We start from the raw sequence: 17,950 nt of genomic DNA, 5'->3' as shown, positions 1-17,950 counted from the left end.
GTCGTGAGGGCCTATCGCCGCGAAAACTACCGCGTTTAGCCCGTGATGATTCCGTTGCTGTCGCGGCCTTCTTCGTTGAGGACTTCGCGTAACGCGGCGGCGAGTTCGCGGGCTTTGAGCGCCCGGAAGTCAACCGGCAACCGGCGGCGTAACTGCCGGTACAAGTCATCTGCGGCCCAACGCGGAAACACGTGCTGGTGGTAGTGCCACACGTGCTGATTACCGGACGGCTCGTTGTGTTGGCGCGTTGAAATCCCTTCGGGGGCCCACGCGCGCTTCATCGCGACCGCTACCAGGCGGGTCATGACAGCTAAGGCCGCGTTCACATCGTCGGGTAAGTCATACAGCGCCTCATAGTGGCCCGAAGGGATCACCATCGCGTGCCCGGCGTGCTCACCGAAACCATCACAACCGATGATGACCGAGACCACCTCATCCCGGTACACCAAATCACTCGGCACACACAGGTTACCTTCCGAAAACGGCCGCACGCCGCCAACGATCTCGCAGAACGGGCACGCGTAATCGGCTGGAGCGTGCGAGGCCCATACCCGCGCGGAACCATGTGGAGTAGCGGTCACAGGTCTTCTTCCACCGCCGGCTCAACCTCGGTGAACACCCACTCGAAATAATCCAGGAGGTACTCGGAGATGGTCGCCCCGGTTTCAGCCCAGGAGTCTTTAGCGTTGAAACGCCGGAACACCAGCGGGTCAGGGACACTCAACGATTCGACGGGGAAACCCCACGTGTAACGGTCGTCTTCATCTTCCATGAAGCACACGTAACCGTCCTGGATCTCGAGCTCATCGGGATCCCACACGAAATAGTAGGCCTCCATGATGTCCTCGACAGCGCCCACGGAACGGTAAAACTGCTCCAACGCGGCAGGCAACACAGAGACATCAGATTCAGCCAAAGCGTCTGCGTATTCTTGCTCGCTCAGGCCGTCATCTGGTTCCCATTCACCTTCGAAATGGTCGGTCACAAGGTTCCGGTAGGACTGCGAAAACAGCTCAGACATACTTCCAGTTTGTCACGTTACGGGCACGCGTGGGGCACGAATGACGAAAAGAATCTCAGACAGCGCCACCGCAGAGAAACAGCGAAATAGAGCGTCGTTTAGTAGAACACCGCGTGGAATCGTCATAATGTATGGCGCATGTCGCAAGCAAGCACCAGTCCCGCTTCAGGTATGGCGGGGAGCAAAGGTAAAGCAGGGAACAAACGCACCAAGCGTGAAGCGTTCGGTTCCCGCAACGTCTTCATCCTGTCCGCGATCGGCTCCGCCGTGGGGCTGGGCAACATTTGGCGTTTCCCATCGGTCGCGTACGAATCCGGTGGCGGCGCGTTCCTCATCCCATACCTATGCGCGCTACTGACTGCGGGTATCCCGTTGCTGTTCTTCGATTACGCGATCGGGCACAAATACCGTGGCTCGGCGCCGCTTGCGATGCGCCGGCTCAACAAACGCACTGAAGCGCTCGGCTGGTGGCAGGTCCTGATTTGCGTGATCATCGGCATCTATTACGCCGCGATCGTCGCGTGGGCTGCCGTCTATACCGTCTACTCGGCGCGGCTAGCATGGGGTAAAGGTAGCGAACAAGAGTTCTTCCTCGAGAAATACCTGCAGATGGAAGCCCCGGAAGCTGGCCTTTCCACCTCGTTCCCTATGGGCGTGCTGATCCCGATGATCCTCGTGTGGGTTTTCATCATCATCGTGATGAGCGCCGGCATTCGTAAGGGCATCGGTCGAGCCAACAACATCTTCATGCCGCTGTTGACCGTGATGTTCATTCTGTTGGTCATCCAGTCGCTCATGCTCCCGGGGGCTGCAACCGGGCTCAACGAGTTCTTCACACCCAACTGGGAAGCACTCAAAGACACGAGCGTGTGGATCACCGCCTACGGCCACATCTTCTTCTCGCTGTCGATCGCGTTCGGCATCATGGTCACCTACTCGTCCTACCTCAAACGTAAGACGGATCTGACCGGTTCCGGCCTGGTGGTCGCCTTCGCGAACTCGTCCTTCGAAATCCTTGCCGGGATCGGTGTCTTCGCGGCCCTCGGGTTCATGGCCCAAGCGCAAGGGGTGAGCGTGAGCGAAGCCGTCACGAGCGGCCCGATCCTCGCGTTCGTAGCGTTCCCAACCATCGCATCCAACGCGTTCATGGGCCCAGTTTTGGGTGTGCTGTTCTTCGGCTCCCTGACCTTCGCGGGCGTGACCTCGATGGTCTCGATCCTCGAAGTCATCGTCTCCGCGTTCCAAGACAAGCTCGGTTGGGGCCGCGTCCAGACCACGCTGGCCGTGCTGCTTCCGCTGTCGATCGCATCGACCCTGCTGTTCGCCTCCACCACGGGCCTGCCGCTACTGGATGTTGTCGATAAGTTCGTCAACAGCTTCGGCATCACATTCGTCGCCGCCGTAACCCTGATCGCGGTTGCGTGGTTCTCCCGCAAGCTGCCGGTGCTTGCCGAACACCTCAACCACCGTTCCTCGTTCAAGGTCGGTAAGTTCTGGATGTTCCTCGTTGGCGGCCTGCTGCCGATCCTTCTGACCTACCTGTTGGCTTCCGAATTCGTGAAGCTCATCCGCAATTCGTATGCCGAAGCCAACGGATACCCTGAATGGTTCGTCTACGTGTTCGGTTGGGGCATGGCGGGTGCATTGGTCGTGGCCGCCATCCTGCTCAGCCTCATCCCGTGGTCGGCTAAGTCCAAGGACAAATTCGATCCAGAGTTCGAAGAGTACACTCGCCGCGACGCCGCAGAAAAAGACGCCGGCGACGAAGGTGCTGCAGGCAAAGACGACGCTGGAAAGGACGCTGTTGACAACGGCGACCAGAAAGGGGCAACAGCATGACACCGGCAGCTATCGGTTTTCTGATTCTTTCGATCGTGACAGTGTGGGGCGGGCTCGCGGCCGCCATCGTGAACCTCATGGTTCGCCCTGATGAAGCCAAAGAAGACGACCTCTAGCCTGGGCGGGATCAGTCCGTGCCCGATGCGCGCTGGGCTGCGGGGGACGGACCGCATCGGGCAGTTGCACCCCCAACGGCTGGGATGGATCGTTCCGTGAGGCCCGCCCATTAGAATAGTGCGCGGATGTTTTCCCCTCCCTCACCCCGCGCATCACGCGTGCGCGCCGGTTCGCAAGAGCGCGCTACAGAACGCAACGCTGTGGACCGCAGCTTTGTAGAACGTAGCAAGACGAGCCGCAACAAGCGTGCCCGCCAACCCGGTGCGCGGCACGAGGGACATTGCCGAAAGGATTGACGTTGAAGCAACACCTCAGCCAGCGTCCACTGCGTGTGGCGATTATCGGTGCCGGCCCGGCCGGTGTCTATGCCGCGGATATCCTCACCAAAGCGGAACGCGATTTTGAGGTCAGCATCGACTTATTCGACCAGCATCCGGCACCGTTCGGGCTGATCCGCTACGGTGTGGCACCTGACCATCCACGCATCAAGGGCATCATCAACGCCCTGCATAAGGTCCTGGACCGCGGCGATATCCGATTCATCGGGGACGTGACCTATGGCCGTGACTTGACCCTTTCTGACATTCGCGACCTGTATGACGCGGTGATTTTCGCCACCGGCGCCAATGACGATGCCGCTCTCGACATCCCGGGCATCGACCTCGAGGGTTCTTTCGGCGCCTCGCGCGTGGTCTCGTGGTACGACGGCCACCCTGACGTGCCACGCGACTGGCCGCTGGATGCCAAGGAAATCGCCGTGATCGGTAACGGCAACGTGGCTCTCGATGTGGCGCGTGTGCTCTCCAAGCACGCCGATGACCTCTTGGTTACGGAGATCGCAGACAACGTGCACGCGGGCCTGAAGAAGTCCCCGGTCACCGACGTGCATATTTTTGGCCGCCGCGGCCCGGCCCAAGTCAAGTTCACTCCGCTCGAGTTGCGTGAGTTGTCCCATTCCCGTGACGTGGACGTTGTCCTGTACCCGGAGGACTTCGAATTCGATGACGCATCGGACGAGGCGATCCGGACCAACAACCAGGTCAAGACTATGGTCAACACGCTGACGAACTGGGTTGTTGAGCAGGAAGAGGAAGAGCAGACCGCATCGCGGCGCCTGCACCTGCACTTCTTGCAGGCTCCTGTTGAGATCCTGGGGGAGGACGGCAAGGTCGTAGGTATCCGCATGGAACGCCAGGAGCTCGATGGCACGGGTAACGTGCGCGGCACCGGCGAGATGATCGACTATCCAGTCCAGGCCGTCTACCGGGCGGTGGGGTACTTCGGCACCGAAATCCCAGAGGTTGCGTTCGATGAGAAACGCGGCGTGATCCGCAACGAAGGCGGCCGCGTGCTGGACGAGGACGGCGCCGTGGTCCCCGGCGTTTACACGACCGGATGGATCAAGCGCGGCCCGGTCGGCTTGATCGGCCACACAAAAGGTGACGCCCTGGAGACGATCGGCAACCTGCTGGAGGATCACGAGAACCTGGCCCCGGCATCGAACCCTTCCGAAGACGCCGTGGTGGATTTGCTGCGTGAGCGTGGCGTTGAGTTCACCACGTGGGAAGGCTGGCTGGCCCTCGATGCGCACGAACGCAAACTCGGTGAAGAGTGGGCGGCCGCAGGTAAGGGGGACCGCGAGCGGATCAAGGTTGTTCCACGCGAAGAGATGGTTGAGATCGCACGCAAGGGGCAGTCGCTCAAATAGACCTCAGCCGCTTCTACGGCTCGTCATCGGATCTTCCCAGCTTTCATTCAGGTTTTTGGGAACGTTTTTGAACATTGATGCGTTGTAATGATTACAGCCGGGTTAAACCGCGTGAGCGGAACCCGGGTGTAACCGGTAACAAGATTGCCGGTATAACACTGCAACGATCGAAAGTTTTAGCGTGAAGTCCTCGTTCAACGGCTTGAAAACGGCTCTCCTCATCGGAGGCATGTTTGGTCTTTTGCTGATGATTGGCGGCTTGATTAGCGCCGGTACCGGCAATTCGGTGTGGCTGTTTGGGTTCGCGGCTTTCGGTGTGGTGAGCACAGCGATCGGTTACTGGAATTCGGATAAGATCGCGATCCGCGCGATGCAGGCCCGCCCGGTTTCGGAGGCGGAGCAGCCTGAGATGTATGCGATTGTGCGTGAGCTGTCTCAACGTGCGGGTAAACCGATGCCGCGGCTGTATGTTTCGCCCACTATGAACCCGAACGCGTTCGCGACGGGCCGTAACCCGGAGAACGCGGCGGTGTGCTGCACTGAGGGTATTTTGACGTTGTTGAACCGCCGCGAGTTGCGTGGCGTTTTGGGGCACGAGTTGATGCACGTCTATAACCGCGACATTCTGATTTCTTCGGTCGCGGCCGCTATTGCGGGTGTCATCACATCGATTGCGCAGTTCCTCATGTTCTTTGGCGGCAATAGCCGTAACCGTGATGGTGGCAATATTCTGGCGATGCTCGCTATGGCGTTCCTCGCCCCAATCGCGGCTTCGATTATCCAGATGTCTGTTTCACGGACCCGCGAATATGATGCGGACGCGACCGGCGCGGAGCTGACGGGGGACCCGGCGGCTTTGGCTTCCGCGCTTTTCAAGATTTCACAGGGCATCCAGGATGCCCCGTTGCAGGAGACTCCCCGTACGGAGTCTGCTGCGCACATGATGTTTGCCAACCCATTTGGCAAGATCAAAGGTTTGTTCAGCACCCACCCACCAACGCGTGACCGCATAGAGCGTTTGCGTGCACAAGCGGAGGAAATGGGGCAACCCTGGGGATGAACAAAACATCTGTGTGATTAGTCACACGAATGATGCGGTGGGAACATTGACGCGGTTTCTGCCGTTATGCCAGACAGGCATGGAGTGAAGTGACTCAAGGAGGTCTATCAGCCATGAATCGTCAGGAGCGAGCGGAGTACGACGCAGCGGTTGTTGAGGACGTTGAATTCCTGTTGGATACCCATGCGGAGCCGGATACGATCCCGGAACGTTCGGGTTACCCTTACAGCTTCAGCGCATTGTATTCGCTGTTGCGCCGCAATGGCCGCCCGGAACTGGCTACACGTCTGATGAACAGCCGCCAGGAAGCCCGCAACGCCGCCTAAGGCCCGGTTATTGTCAGACGCCCGCGTCGCCTTCATGGTGGACGTGTTCCGTGTAGTGTTTGTGGCGTTAAACATCGGGGTGAGGTCGCCTCGTGATCCTCTCGGGATCGCTTGGCTACCTCACCCCGGTTTCGTTTAATCCATGTTTAGCGCATGTTGACGAATTGGAGGTCTGCGTCTTCGAAGTTCTTCAACAGCGCGATGGTGGCCTGCAGGTCGTCGCGGGACTTCGAGGAGACACGGAGTTCGTCGCCCTGGATGGTGGCTTTGACGGATTTAGGGGCTTCGTCGCGGATGAGTTTGGAGATCTTCTTGGTGGTCGCTTGATCGATGCCTTCCTTGATGCTCGCGTCGATGCGGACCTCCTTGCCGGACGCGTAGGGGTCGCCAACCTCGAGCGACTTCAGCGAGATGCCGCGTTTGACGAGTTTGGATTGGAAAACATCCAGAACTGCCTTGGCGCGTTCTTCAGCGTTGGCCTTGATGAGGAGCTTGCCCTCGCCAGCGAAATCGATTTCGGCGCCGACGTCGCGGAAGTCGTAGCGCTGCGCGATTTCTTTCTGCGCCTGGTTGAGTGCGTTGCTGACTTCCTGCTTATCGACCTTGCTGACAACATCGAACGTTGAGTCTTTAGCCATCGTGGCCTCCTCGGGTGAATTAGTTGAGCCAGCTGAAGCTGGGCTGGATGGTTATGCCAGCTGAAGCTGGGCTGTGTTATTGAGTAGGTGTTTGCTTTCAAGCCTAGCTGGGGCCGGTGCTGCCGCGGGTTCCACCACGGCCGGCCGGTGGCGGCTGCTGGTTGGGGTTGGCCCCGAATTGGTGGGGGCTGGGATGGTTTGGTATGGTTATGAATCGTTCGCTTGAACAGCCCATGAACGGGCGGGCAAGCGAAATAAATGAATATGGCAGATTACCCAAGCGGCCAACGGGGGCTGACTGTAAATCAGCTGGCACTGCCTTCGGGGGTTCGAATCCCTCATCTGCCACTTTGTAATGTGGTCGGGACATCGTTCACACGATGTCCCGACATTTTTATGCCCAAAAGGCGTTGATACGACTGTGGCGACGCGTCGCGGAGGGCGTGCTTCAACCTGGTGTTGAGAAGCCATATGAGAGCATCTCGTACGTTCGTGTGACGCGGTAGGCAGGTAAGGTTTTGTTCTTCTATGGTGGTTTTGAGTGCGCTTGGCTACTTTAGGTTCTAAACATAAACACATGTCTAAGGTGCGCCATCATGACAAACCTGAAACGAAGCTCCATCGCCACAGCAATGACTCTGGCTCTTGCCTCCGGTCTGGCGAGTTGTGGAGCAAATGACGATGCGAAGCCCGCCGAAGCGGTACCGTCAGCGAGCTCGAGCGATAAGGAAGCGAAAGACGAAAACACTTCCGGTAGCGGCAAAGAATCTGCGAAACCCAAACCTTCGGCCAGCCCCTCACCAAAACGGCCGTATAAGCCCGCGACCCCGAAACGACCTGCTCGGAATGTGCCGGCCCCCGGACCCTTGCCTGAGGTAGCGAAAGAGGGAAGCAAGGCAGGGCAGATTGCTTTCGTTGGGCATACGCTACGAAAACATCCACGCCCCGAATGAGGAGCTTGACGCCGGAAACTTCTTCGTCACGTTCTCTGCCTACGAAGACAAACGCTCCTACTTCGGTCCGGGGAGTTCGAAAGCCATTCAGACAGTGGACTCTAATTCAACCGACGACGGCATGCTGGTCTTGGAACGAAAAGACAACGGCTAAGACTCTCAACCGCACAGCTATCCTGCCGGGCCAAAGCAAACCCTGTAAAAACGACGTGCAGGCTCAGCAGGCCCCGCTCACTATCACCGCCGCCTGGACCATCTTCAAACCCCGCCAAACACGCTAACCCAAACACACGCAGCGGCACCTCATAAAACAGGCTAATTCCCACATGAATGACCGCGGTCAAGTTTCTTGTTACTCTATCTTCATGAGTTCGAGTGATCGTGTCGCCCGTCGTAAAGAGGCGACCCGGAAACGGATCGTCGAAGCTGCAATGCAGCTGTTTCTGAAGCAAGGATTCGAGCAAACCTCGGTTTCCCAGATTTCAGAAGCCGCAGACATAGGTAAAGGCACGTTCTTTACCTACTTCGCAACCAAGCAGGATGTCTTGTCATTCTTGGGTGAACAAGTGATGGCGGCCATGACAGATGCTGACACTCCAGGCGCCGGTGCCGCGGTTCGTTTGCAACGAGTGTTTAGCGCCGCCGGTGAGTGGTACGTAGAGAATGAGGCACCCGCGCGGCAAATGTGCATAGCTCGGATCTCATCCTTGAATCAAGCAGATGTGTCCTCCTCACGTGAACCCTTGATGGCTTTGCTGCGATCGATCGTCAGCGAAGGTCTCGCCTCAGGCGAGTTTCGTCCCGTGGACAGGGAGGCCGCGGTGATAATGCTTGCATCGGCGTACTTCGCGCCCGTGGCGCAGTGGACGTGGCAGCAAGACGGACCGGCGCTACCGGAGCGACTCACACAACAGCTGGAACTCGCACTCGTTGCAATGGTGGATACTTCTTCAGCAAGGGAAGCCTCATGATTATCCCGTTCACTGAAGCGACCCTGGCCACTGGCGGTGGTAAAGCAGTGAACCTCGGTGTGTTGGAACGAGCGGGACTGCCCGTCCCGGAAGGTTTCGTTCTGTCTGCAGACACATACCGCGAAGCAACCGCCGACCTAAATATAGATGCGCTTCTCTCACAAGGACCAGGCGCCGTCCGGGCAGCAGTAGAAGGTCAAAACGTGCCAGACGCCATCGCTCGGGAAATCGGCAACCAGTTGAGCACGTGGGGTGAGAACGTAGCGGTGGCTGTGCGATCTTCGGCAACCGCAGAGGACCTCCCCGAAGCATCTTTCGCTGGTCAGCAGGACACCTTTCTTGGGATTTTCGGCACAGACGACGTATTGGATGCGGTCCGTAAATGTTGGGGATCGCTCTGGACCGCTCGAGCCGTTGACTATCGACGCCGTCACGGTATTGAGCATCATGACGTTGCTCTAGCTGTGGTTGTTCAGAAGCTCGTCGACGCCGACACTGCAGGAGTCTTATTCACCTGCGACCCAGTCAGCGGCGGAGAAGAAACACTCATCAACGCCTCCTGGGGACTAGGGGAGAGCGTGGTCTCAGGAGCAGTGACCCCAGACGAATACCGTGCAACGAGCAGCAGTGTTCTGGAGCGGCGACTCGGGGCAAAACAGACCCGCATCGACCGCCATGGTTCTTCCGCCCGCATCGCTGACGTTCCCCAAGATGACCGGCACCGCCTCTGTCTCACTGATGACCAAGTGCTTGAGCTCGCCCGGCTCGGGGAAACCGTGCAAGAGCTTTACGGTGCAGGCATGGACCTCGAATGGGCTTACACAGACACCACTTTGTGGCTACTTCAAGCTCGACCTATCACCACTACTGCGAGCACCGAGACGGCTACACAACAGGTTCCACAACGAACCGTCTCTGGCCGACGGATCGGTAGGGCATCCCGTGTATTCCACACTGACCTCGTCGAACACTACCCGGGGCCGTACCCCCTCGACCTTTGCGCGATCCTTCCTATGCATCGGCAACTGCAGGCCGGGATGGCGAACATCGGTATCACTGCGACCCCCATCGAGCAGCTCCTTGAAATGAAACCCGATGGAACTATCACAGCTGCCTACCCCGACATCCGTGTGGGTTGGCGGCTGGTCCGCCTCCTTGGATACCGATCCCCAGACCCGGCTGACTGGCCCACCGTGGAAGCTGATTACCGCAGGAAACTAGATAGCTCTCTGCCCTCGGAACTCGCCCCGGTTGCAGACCAAGAACTCCTGGCACTCCTCGAGAAGATTTTGGGTCTGGTCAGTGACATAGCGCGGGTGAGATTTCTCGACTACGTCGGGCCTGCACAACTCACAGCGCTCAAACTCGGCTACTACTTGGCTCTGGCCAGGAGACGAGACCTCGATGCATACGACCTACTCGGGGACCTCGACTACACTACGGTGGTGATCGACAAGGAACTCCATAAGCTCGCAAGCCTCGAGCCAAATTCCTCTACCTATCGCGACATGCGGCGGCGTTTCCTCGACGAGTATGGCGCCCGAACTGCACAGCTGTACCTGCCCTTTTCTCATAGGTCTTGGAGAGAAGACCCCGCTAGCCTTGATGCAACGCTGGACGCTGTGCGCCGTTCGCCGCGTGGCCTTGCTGATAAACCTTCCCATCAAGAACTCGTCGAGGAAATCAAGGGCCGGTTACCGGCCCTTGCCCGCCGCGGGTTCGCCCGTACCCTGAAGGCCTGGCGGAACGGTCACGTCGCTCGTGAAGCATCGGTATACCTCATTGAGGAGGCGTACGTGATCGCGCGTCGTGTGACCGATGAGATCGCAAACCGACTGCACCGGCGTGAAGCCCTCGAAACTGTCGAGCAGTTGAAGTACCTTACGTTGACCGAAATCCAGGACACACTGGTCAGGGACGCGTCCGCTCATCAGACGCGACTGATCGCCAGCCAACGCGAAGCCGCACGGCCACATGCCGCCGCAGCGTGGTGGACCCACGCCGATCAAACCAAAGCGTCGAAGCTTGCCGGGACAGCAGGAAGTCCCGGACTGGCCACGGGCCCTGTACGGGTCATCACAGGGCCTGAAGACTTCAACCAACTCCAGCCGGGAGACATCCTGGTGTGCCACTACACGGATCCATCCTGGACGCCATTGTTCGGCCTGGCGGCCGCTGTCATAGCCGATACTGGAGGTCGCCTCTCCCACGCTGCCATCGTTGCTCGTGAATACGGCATTCCCGCCGTGATGGGCGCGAGCGGAGCGACCAGCGCACTGAAGAATGGACAGATGATCACTGTCAATGGGACCCAGGGCACCATTACGGGTTGAGGGCGTACAACCGGCCGGCTACCGGTTGAAAAGCTAGCGCTGCCCGCCACCAGAGCCGCCCGCCACCAGCGTCGGTCGGGTCTAGTGCCAGCGGTGATCGTTCGCGTGGAGCCGGGGTCCCATGCGTTGTTTGGTTGCGCCGCCTTCCGCTAGCAACCGCACAACCCGTTGCCGGTGCCCAGTCCACGGGGCCAGAAGTTGTTCCATCTCCCGGTCGGTGACTCGGCGGCCGGTCAACGCCCACCCCACGTTGTGTGCCACATGGTAGTCCCCGAAAGACACGTGATCGCCTGAACCGTGGCTGCGTTGCAGAACCTCCGCGGCCGTCCACACACCAACCCCCGGGATGCTGCGTAACGCAGACTCGATCCGCAGTAGACCACTGTTCGGCCCACCCGCCGGGACGCTGGCTTGCAGACGCCGCAGTGCCGACTCACGTTCAAGAGCGCGCACCAGAGTATTGCGCCGTTTACTATCCACGCGCGCCTGATGCCACTCCCACGACGGGATTCGCCTCCACCCAGCCCCGGTGGGAGGAACGAACAGTTCACCGGTTCGGCCCATCGGCCCAGGGGAAGGGTCCCCAAAACGAGTCACAAGTCGTAACCACGCCCCGAAAGCCTCGTGCGCTGTGACCTTCTGCGCCAAGATCGCCGCCGCGAGATGCTCAGGCAACGCACCAGAAGAACCCAACAACAAGCCCGGACGCTCGGAACGCATCCGCTGAACCAAGGCAGGGAGGTCAGGCAAAGAATCGAACTCGGTCCAGTCATCACTGCGCCCCAGCCAGTCGGGAGCATCCTGCAGGGCTTCTACCGCACCAGGGCCCCACGCCTGAAACCTGACCTGACGTGCCAACGGCCCACCCATACCGCGGGCGGCACCCCGGTTCGCTTGCGCCGACCGCGCGCGCTCCGCCCCGCCAGCAACCGCGGACGCACTCACACCTTCCGGCACAATCCTGACCTCAGCGATCCCGGACGGATAACGCACAGCCCGCCACGCATCGTGCGCAGTGATCCGCAACGATGGGTCACGCCGCCCATGCTGAAAAGCGGACACCACGGCACGCCACTCCAACGGGACCGGCGGAACCCAGCTGGCCTCAGCATCGGGGGTCATACCCTCACCGGATACAGGAACGCTCATATAGATACTGTTGCATGCACCCCTGACAGTTTCGCGGCAAGCGTGAGGCGCCGGTACCGTGGACTTATGCGTTACGCGAATTCCGTATTGGACCTCATTGGCGGCACCCCGCTGGTCAAGCTCAACTCGGTCACGGACGGCATTAAAGCGACCGTGCTCGCCAAGCTCGAGTTCTTGAATCCGGGCGGTTCGATCAAAGACCGTATTGCGTTGAAAATGATCGAACAAGCCGAGGAAGCCGGGAAACTCACAGCCGGTGGAACGATCGTTGAGCCGACCTCCGGCAACACTGGCGTGGGGCTTGCGATGGTGGGGCAGCTGAAGGGGTACCGGACGGTATTCGTGACCCCGGAGAAGGTCGCGGAAGAGAAACGCTCCGTTTTGAAGGCCTACGGGGCAGAGGTTGTGGTCACTCCGAACGGTGTGGCACCTGATTCACCGGAGTCCTACTACGGGGTTTCGGACCGTCTTGAACGCGAGATCGACGGCGCCTATAAGCCGGACCAGTTCTCTAATCCTGCCGCCCCGGAGTCACATTACGAAACTACCGGCCCCGAAATCTGGGCTGATACCGAAGGCCGCGTCACCCACGTGGTCATGGGTGCGGGTACCGGCGGCACAGTCACGGGTACGGGCCGATACCTCAAAGAAGTGTCCGATGGCGCAGTCCAGGTGATCGTCGCTGACCCGGATGGCTCGGTGTATTCCGGCGGCACGGGCCGCCCGTACGCGGTCGAAGGTGTGGGCGATGACATGTGGCCGGGCAACTATGATCCCGAGATACCCGATGCGGTCGAAGCTGTGAGCGATGCTGAAGCGTTTGCGATGGCGCGCCGCCTGGCTAAGGAAGAAGGCCTGCTGGTGGGTGGGTCCTCCGGGCTCGCCGTGGTCACCGCGCTGAATGCGGCCCGTGATCTCCCCGAGGACGCCGTCGTGGTTGTAGTGCTTCCGGATTCCGGCCGCGGCTACATGGGTAAGTTCTTCAATGACGCCTGGATGCTCGCCAACGGCTACAGCATCCAGGTGCCCGATGAGGCATCCACTGTTGGCGCGCAACAACAGCTGCCAGGGGTGCGCGGCGTGGACGAAGGCGTTACGCTCGCTGAAGCGAAGGAAGCGCTGGATGCCGCGGGTGTGAACGTTTTGCCTGTTGTTAGGGGCGGGCATTGGCCGGCTCGCGTAGGGGAGTTGGTGGGGTCGGTCACGCGTGAATCGGTGCGCTCCGCGCTGGATGCGGGCTCATCCCCGGAAACCTTGATTGATGCCGCGCACGCGGTGGGGCAGCACATGCCCACGATCGGGTGGTGTCAACCAGTCGAATGTTTGCACGAGCTGTTACGCGTCAACTCTGGCGTGGTGCTCTTACGCGATGGGGAAGCCATCGACGTCCTAAGCTGAATTGAAACTTTGAGATTGCATGGAGCGTGGAATGAGCGAGAACAAAAAAGACCACAACAACGAACACAAGACCACCGACCACAAGCACACTGAGCAAAACGCCACGGAGCAGGGTTTGGGTTTCTCGACCCGCGCCGTGCACGCAGGCCAAGAGTTTGATCCGATCACGGGCGCGGTAATCCCGCCGCTGCACATGTCCACGACGTACCATCCTCACTCGGTGGGTAACCTGCGTTTGGGCTACGACTATTCGCGCGGCACTAACCCGACCCGCGATAACTGGCAGGAGCAGATCGCCGCCCTGGAAGGTGGCGCTTACGGTATTTCTTTCGCCTCGGGCTTGGGTGCTGAGGACGCGATCATCCGGAGCTTGCTTTCGCCGCGGGACCGCATCGTGATGGGTAACGATGTTTATGGCGGCACGCATCGTTTGATCGATAAGATCCACGGCCCTAACGGCATCCGCCACACCCCCGTGGACATGACGGACACGGCAGCCGCTGTGCAGGCGATCCGTGAGGATGCGACTGCGATGGTGTGGATTGAGACGCCATCGAACCCGCTCATGAAGATCGCGGACATCGAGGCGTTGACAGCTGCTGGGCATGAGGCTGGTGCGATCGTTGTGGTGGATAACACGTTCGCTTCCCCGTACCTGCAGTCCCCGCTCGCACTCGGGGCGGACTTGGTGGTTCACTCGACCACTAAGTACCTTGGCGGGCATTCCGATGTGGTGGGCGGCGCAGTCGTCACGAACTCGGAGGAGCTGGCGGATAAGGTCCGGTTCATCCAGTTCGCTGCGGGCAACCAGTCCTCACCGTTCGATGCGTACATGACCACGCGTGGCGCGAAGACACTCGCGGTGCGGATGGAACGTCACTGCGATAACGCTGAAGCGGTAGTGAAATGGTTGCGGGGCCGTAAGGAAGTCACGAAGGTTCTGTATCCGGGACTTGCGGATCATCCGGGGCATCATGTTGCGGCACGCCAGATGAAGCGTTTTGGCGGCATGGTTTCCTTCCGGCTGGCAGGCGGTGCGGATGCGGCACGGGCTGTCGCGGAGAGCACGGAACTGTTCAGGCTCGCGGAATCGCTGGGCGGGATCGAATCCCTCATGAACTATCCGGCTGAGATGACCCACGCTTCCGTCAAGGGAACCGAACTAGAAGTGCCGGACGATCTGCTGCGGCTATCGGTCGGTATCGAGGACGCTGAAGACCTCATCGCAGACCTCGAACAGGCCTTCGCGCGGCTATAAGCCAGCACCCGGTGCGCGCCGCCGGTGAAAGTATCCGGTGCGCGCTGCCCGGGAACGCTGCCCGGTGAACGCTTGCCCGGTGAGCGCGGCCGAATCGTTATCTAAAACCGCTTGTGGGTGGTAGGCGGGCGCATTACTGTTCTCGCTATAGCTGTTGAAACGGGCAGTGGAGGTTCTTTAATGGCTTATTCAGCGAACGCAAGGAAACTACTCGCGAGTACTGGTGTGCTCCTTGCTGTTGGGGCAGGGCTGACCGGGTGTGATGCGTTTGGAAACGGTTGCGGTAAAGGTGCAGCTTCGCCTGAGGAAGCCGTTGAGGAATTCATTTCAGCTGCAGTGGCTGACGACGCGAAGAAAGCGTGCTCAGTCGGCGAAGAGGTCGCGACCACTGAGAACATCCAGCCGGTCATGGCGAAATACCGCGAAAAATACGCGGACCGTGACCTCAGCAAACTGACCTTCGAAAACCTCCCCGACCTACGAATGGGAAGCTCATTCGTTGTGAAGGTCGCTGAGAATGGGCGCGAGATCGAACGCATCAACGTCGCAGCCTATAAGGACAAGTACCAGTTCCCGACCAACCCGTCAGAAGACGGGGAGGACCAGAGTTCTCCCGCAGATTCAGAGCGGCCACCCGCATCAACGGAACCGGCAACATCTAAGGAAGCATCAGAGGATAAATAAACCAGCCGGAGGCGGGACTCTTGTGAGTCCCGCCTCCTTTATGGGTTCCGCGGCAGGCTGCGGGGTAGACTGGATTATCCGCCGATATCCGGCTTTCCCTCTATTAAATGCATGCCCCTTCGAACGGGGTCTATTCGCATGTGGTTTGTGTGCCTCGCCCGATGCGCGGCACTGTGTGTCGTGGAGGGAGTGAGCCGGTCACGGGCGTAACGCCCGCGTCCCGCGCACCCCACGAGTGCACGGTTGACGCCTCCCGCAGAAACAGGAGGCCACCGAGATGGCTCAAACTGACATGGCTGAAACCCACGAAACCACCAGCACCGAAACCAAGCCGGAGGGCCCGACGTTCGCTGAGCTGAACATCGAACCCCGCGTTCTGGCAGCGGTGGAAGACCTCGGCTACGAACGTCCCTCACCTATCCAAGCCGCGACCATCCCGACCCTGCTTGAAGGCCGCGACGTCGTGGGACTCGCACAGACCGGAACCGGTAAGACCGCGGCGTTCGCGATCCCCGCGCTCACCAAGATCGCGGAAATCAACGACGTCAACGGGCCAGCCGAAACCCCGCAGATCCTCGTGCTCGCACCAACCCGCGAACTCGCGCTCCAGGTAGCGGAAGCGTTCTCCTCCTACGCACGCTACTTCGACGACCTCACGATCCTGCCCGTCTACGGCGGCTCCCCATACGGTCCACAGCTCAAAGCGCTGCGCCGCGGGGCGCAGGTTGTGGTGGGCACCCCAGGCCGCGTTATCGACCACATCGAACGCGGATCACTCGACCTCTCCAACCTCCTCTACGTGGTCCTCGACGAAGCCGACGAAATGCTACGCATGGGCTTCGCCGAAGCCGTGGACACGATCCTCGAATCCACGCCGGAAGACAAGCAGGTCGCGCTGTTCTCCGCGACCATGCCTAAGCAGATCCGCCGCATCGCCGACACCTACCTCCGCGACCCCGAGCACATCGCAGTGGACACCGCATCGACCCCTGGCGCGAACATCCGTCAGCGCTACATCCAGGTCATGCACCAGTACAAGCTCGATGTCATGACGCGCCTGCTGGAAACCGAAGACACCGACGGCGTGATCGCTTTCGTGCGCACCCGCCAGGCGACTGAAGACGTCGCAACCAAGCTCAAGGCCCGTGGCTTCCGTGCCGCGGCGATCAACGGCGATGTCCCGCAGGTCCAGCGCGAGAAGACGGTGGATCAGCTCCGCGACGGCGTGATCGACATCCTCGTTGCGACCGACGTTGCCGCACGCGGCCTCGACGTTGAACGCATCTCGCACGTGTTCAACTACGACATCCCGCACGACACCGAATCCTATGTCCACCGCATCGGCCGCACAGGCCGCGCAGGGCGTACCGGGGACGCGATCCTGTTCATGACCCCGCGGGAACGCTACCTGCTCAAGCACATCGAACGCGCAACTGGCGGGACCGTCGAAGAAGCACAGATCCCGGGGATCGAAGCCGTCAACTCGTCCCGTCTGGGCCGGCTCGCTGAGCGCCTCACGCCTGCGCTCGAGCAAGAAGACCTCACCCCGTACCGCGAACTCGTGACCGAATACGTTGCCGAGAACGACGTTGACGCCGTGCAGGTTGCTGCTGCGTTCGCTTTTCTCGCTCAGGGCGGCAAGCCGCTGCTGACCGAGGAAATACCGACGACCCCGCCGGCGAAGAAAAAACGCACCAAACGCGAACGCGCACAGCACGATGCGGTGGCGGGCGAGCGCGGTGCCGCCGAGTCCCGTGGTCGCGGTAGCCGTGGAAGTCGCGACGACAGCGACAAGGTCACCTATAAACTCGCCGTGGGCCGCCGCAATCGCGCCATGCCTGGCGCTATCGTGGGCGCGCTCGCCAACGAAGGTGGGCTCGTGTCCAGCGACATCGGCCACATCGACATTCGTGAAAACTTCACACTCGTGGACCTGCCAGCGGATATGCCGGACTCAACCCTGGAGTTGCTGGCAGACACCCGGGTGGCCGGGCGCCGCATCGACATCCAGCTTGATCACGGCGGGCCATCCCGCGCACTACGCGGTGGGGGCCGCCCACACGCTGAGCGTCGTGGCGGGTCCCGCGATGAGCACCGCGAAGACCGGGGCGGCCACGGAGGGAAGTATGGCGGCCGTGAGAATCGTCACGCTTCCGGTTCCCGCGGTAAAAAGTCCTGGGACCGTGACGACCGCAAGGGCAGTTTCAAGCACAAGAAGAAGGACTCTGCTTCCCGTAAATTCAAGGATTCCAAAGACAAAGGCGCGCCTAAGTGGAAGCGCCGCGGCCGGTAACTGTCCGGCTACAGGTGAAGAGTTCGATGCGTTTTGGCGTTGGGAATAAACCCTGGTAGAGTCTTCATCTGTTGCCCCCTTAGCTCAGTGGTAGAGCGCAGTCTTGGTAAGACTGAGGTCATGGGATCGATTCCCATAGGGGGCTCTGAATGAGAATCCCGCAAGGCCCCCTCCGGATCGGGTCGGGGCCGGCGGGATTTTC

At 60.2% G+C, this 17,950-nt stretch carries 17 protein-coding genes and 2 tRNA genes; 15 read left to right on the top strand and 4 right to left on the bottom strand.

Translation table 11 applies throughout. The features are described 5' to 3' along the window. Window positions 1–35 precede the first annotated feature (35 nt). Together HMPREF3175_RS01095 and HMPREF3175_RS01090 are read right to left on the bottom strand one after the other, a co-directional pair. Window positions 36–581, bottom strand: coding sequence for an HIT family protein (locus HMPREF3175_RS01095; RefSeq protein ID WP_070490254.1), 546 nt, complete (start codon window positions 579–581; stop codon window positions 36–38). After that, window positions 578–1,021, bottom strand: a complete 444-nt coding sequence (locus HMPREF3175_RS01090) for a hypothetical protein (RefSeq protein ID WP_035757947.1) — start codon at window positions 1,019–1,021, stop codon at window positions 578–580. Before HMPREF3175_RS01090 ends, HMPREF3175_RS01095 begins: the two co-directional genes overlap by 4 nt. A 171-nt stretch (window positions 1,022–1,192) precedes the next feature. On the opposite strand from HMPREF3175_RS01090, the gene HMPREF3175_RS01085 reads away from it, so the two are divergent. The 5 genes from HMPREF3175_RS01085 (at window position 1,193) to HMPREF3175_RS01065 (ending at window position 6,071) form a co-directional block, all read left to right on the top strand. After that, window positions 1,193–2,860, top strand: a complete 1,668-nt coding sequence (locus HMPREF3175_RS01085) for a sodium-dependent transporter (RefSeq protein WP_070490252.1) — start codon at window positions 1,193–1,195, stop codon at window positions 2,858–2,860. Continuing rightward, a complete protein-coding gene (locus HMPREF3175_RS01080) occupies window positions 2,857–2,976 on the top strand; it encodes a methionine/alanine import family NSS transporter small subunit (protein ID WP_070490250.1) in 120 nt (39 codons plus the stop codon). Before HMPREF3175_RS01085 ends, HMPREF3175_RS01080 begins: the two co-directional genes overlap by 4 nt. A 299-nt stretch (window positions 2,977–3,275) precedes the next feature. Further along, complete coding sequence (locus tag HMPREF3175_RS01075; RefSeq protein WP_176744675.1) at window positions 3,276–4,685, top strand: FAD-dependent oxidoreductase; 1,410 nt, start codon at window positions 3,276–3,278, stop codon at window positions 4,683–4,685. Between the two features lie 181 nt (window positions 4,686–4,866). Continuing rightward, window positions 4,867–5,745: a zinc metalloprotease HtpX gene (gene htpX / locus HMPREF3175_RS01070; protein ID WP_035757953.1), complete on the top strand. Its 879-nt coding sequence runs from the start codon at window positions 4,867–4,869 to the stop codon at window positions 5,743–5,745. Window positions 5,746–5,858: 113 nt separating this feature from the next. Beyond that, window positions 5,859–6,071 (top strand): hypothetical protein, encoded by a 213-nt coding sequence (locus tag HMPREF3175_RS01065; RefSeq protein ID WP_035757955.1) that lies wholly within the window; start codon window positions 5,859–5,861, stop codon window positions 6,069–6,071. 146 nt (window positions 6,072–6,217) lie between these two features. Here the strand turns inward: HMPREF3175_RS01065 and HMPREF3175_RS01060 are convergent, their stop codons facing one another. Further along, window positions 6,218–6,709 carry a YajQ family cyclic di-GMP-binding protein gene (locus HMPREF3175_RS01060; RefSeq protein WP_070490248.1) on the bottom strand — a complete coding sequence of 164 codons (492 nt, stop codon included), beginning with the start codon at window positions 6,707–6,709 and terminating at the stop codon, window positions 6,218–6,220. 266 nt (window positions 6,710–6,975) lie between these two features. Here HMPREF3175_RS01060 and HMPREF3175_RS01055 point away from each other — a divergent pair. The 5 genes from HMPREF3175_RS01055 (at window position 6,976) to HMPREF3175_RS01040 (ending at window position 10,966) form a co-directional block, all read left to right on the top strand. After that, window positions 6,976–7,057, top strand: a tRNA-Tyr gene (locus tag HMPREF3175_RS01055). A 248-nt stretch (window positions 7,058–7,305) separates the two neighbouring features. Continuing rightward, window positions 7,306–7,662: a DUF6318 family protein gene (locus HMPREF3175_RS10600; RefSeq protein WP_370991799.1), complete on the top strand. Its 357-nt coding sequence runs from the start codon at window positions 7,306–7,308 to the stop codon at window positions 7,660–7,662. After that, the gene (locus HMPREF3175_RS01050) at window positions 7,625–7,816 is read left to right on the top strand and encodes a hypothetical protein (RefSeq protein ID WP_141739776.1); all 192 of its coding nucleotides are present in this window, start codon (window positions 7,625–7,627) and stop codon (window positions 7,814–7,816) included. Before HMPREF3175_RS10600 ends, HMPREF3175_RS01050 begins: the two co-directional genes overlap by 38 nt. 211 nt (window positions 7,817–8,027) lie before the next feature. Then, window positions 8,028–8,633 carry a TetR/AcrR family transcriptional regulator gene (locus tag HMPREF3175_RS01045; RefSeq protein ID WP_070490328.1) on the top strand — a complete coding sequence of 202 codons (606 nt, stop codon included), beginning with the start codon at window positions 8,028–8,030 and terminating at the stop codon, window positions 8,631–8,633. Then, window positions 8,630–10,966, top strand: a complete 2,337-nt coding sequence (locus tag HMPREF3175_RS01040) for a PEP/pyruvate-binding domain-containing protein (RefSeq protein WP_070490243.1) — start codon at window positions 8,630–8,632, stop codon at window positions 10,964–10,966. The genes HMPREF3175_RS01045 and HMPREF3175_RS01040 overlap by 4 nt, the downstream gene beginning before the upstream one ends. Window positions 10,967–11,047: 81 nt before the next feature. Here HMPREF3175_RS01040 and HMPREF3175_RS01035 read toward each other — a convergent pair whose 3' ends face one another. Beyond that, window positions 11,048–12,115, bottom strand: a complete 1,068-nt coding sequence (locus HMPREF3175_RS01035) for a DNA-3-methyladenine glycosylase family protein (protein ID WP_141742431.1) — start codon at window positions 12,113–12,115, stop codon at window positions 11,048–11,050. Window positions 12,116–12,181: 66 nt separating this feature from the next. On the opposite strand from HMPREF3175_RS01035, the gene HMPREF3175_RS01030 reads away from it, so the two are divergent. The 5 genes from HMPREF3175_RS01030 (at window position 12,182) to HMPREF3175_RS01010 (ending at window position 17,893) form a co-directional block, all read left to right on the top strand. Continuing rightward, window positions 12,182–13,513, top strand: a complete 1,332-nt coding sequence (locus HMPREF3175_RS01030; RefSeq protein ID WP_070490239.1) for a cystathionine beta-synthase — start codon at window positions 12,182–12,184, stop codon at window positions 13,511–13,513. 31 nt (window positions 13,514–13,544) lie between these two features. After that, window positions 13,545–14,771, top strand: a complete 1,227-nt coding sequence (locus HMPREF3175_RS01025; protein WP_083285250.1) for a cystathionine gamma-synthase — start codon at window positions 13,545–13,547, stop codon at window positions 14,769–14,771. A gap of 180 nt (window positions 14,772–14,951) precedes the next feature. Continuing rightward, window positions 14,952–15,455, top strand: coding sequence for a hypothetical protein (locus HMPREF3175_RS01020; RefSeq protein ID WP_141739775.1), 504 nt, complete (start codon window positions 14,952–14,954; stop codon window positions 15,453–15,455). A 277-nt stretch (window positions 15,456–15,732) separates the two neighbouring features. Beyond that, on the top strand, window positions 15,733–17,748 hold the full coding sequence (locus tag HMPREF3175_RS01015; protein ID WP_070490235.1) for a DEAD/DEAH box helicase: 2,016 nt from the start codon (window positions 15,733–15,735) through the stop codon (window positions 17,746–17,748). Window positions 17,749–17,821: 73 nt separating this feature from the next. Then, window positions 17,822–17,893 (top strand) — tRNA-Thr (locus HMPREF3175_RS01010). Window positions 17,894–17,950 lie beyond the last annotated feature (57 nt).

The sequence above is a fragment of the Arthrobacter sp. HMSC08H08 genome (assembly GCF_001807575.1).
GTDB classification, from domain to species: Bacteria; Actinomycetota; Actinomycetes; order Actinomycetales; family Micrococcaceae; genus Pseudoglutamicibacter; species Pseudoglutamicibacter albus.
Note: the sequence above shows the minus strand (reverse complement) of the source record. Positions and strands in the feature narration are given on the sequence as shown.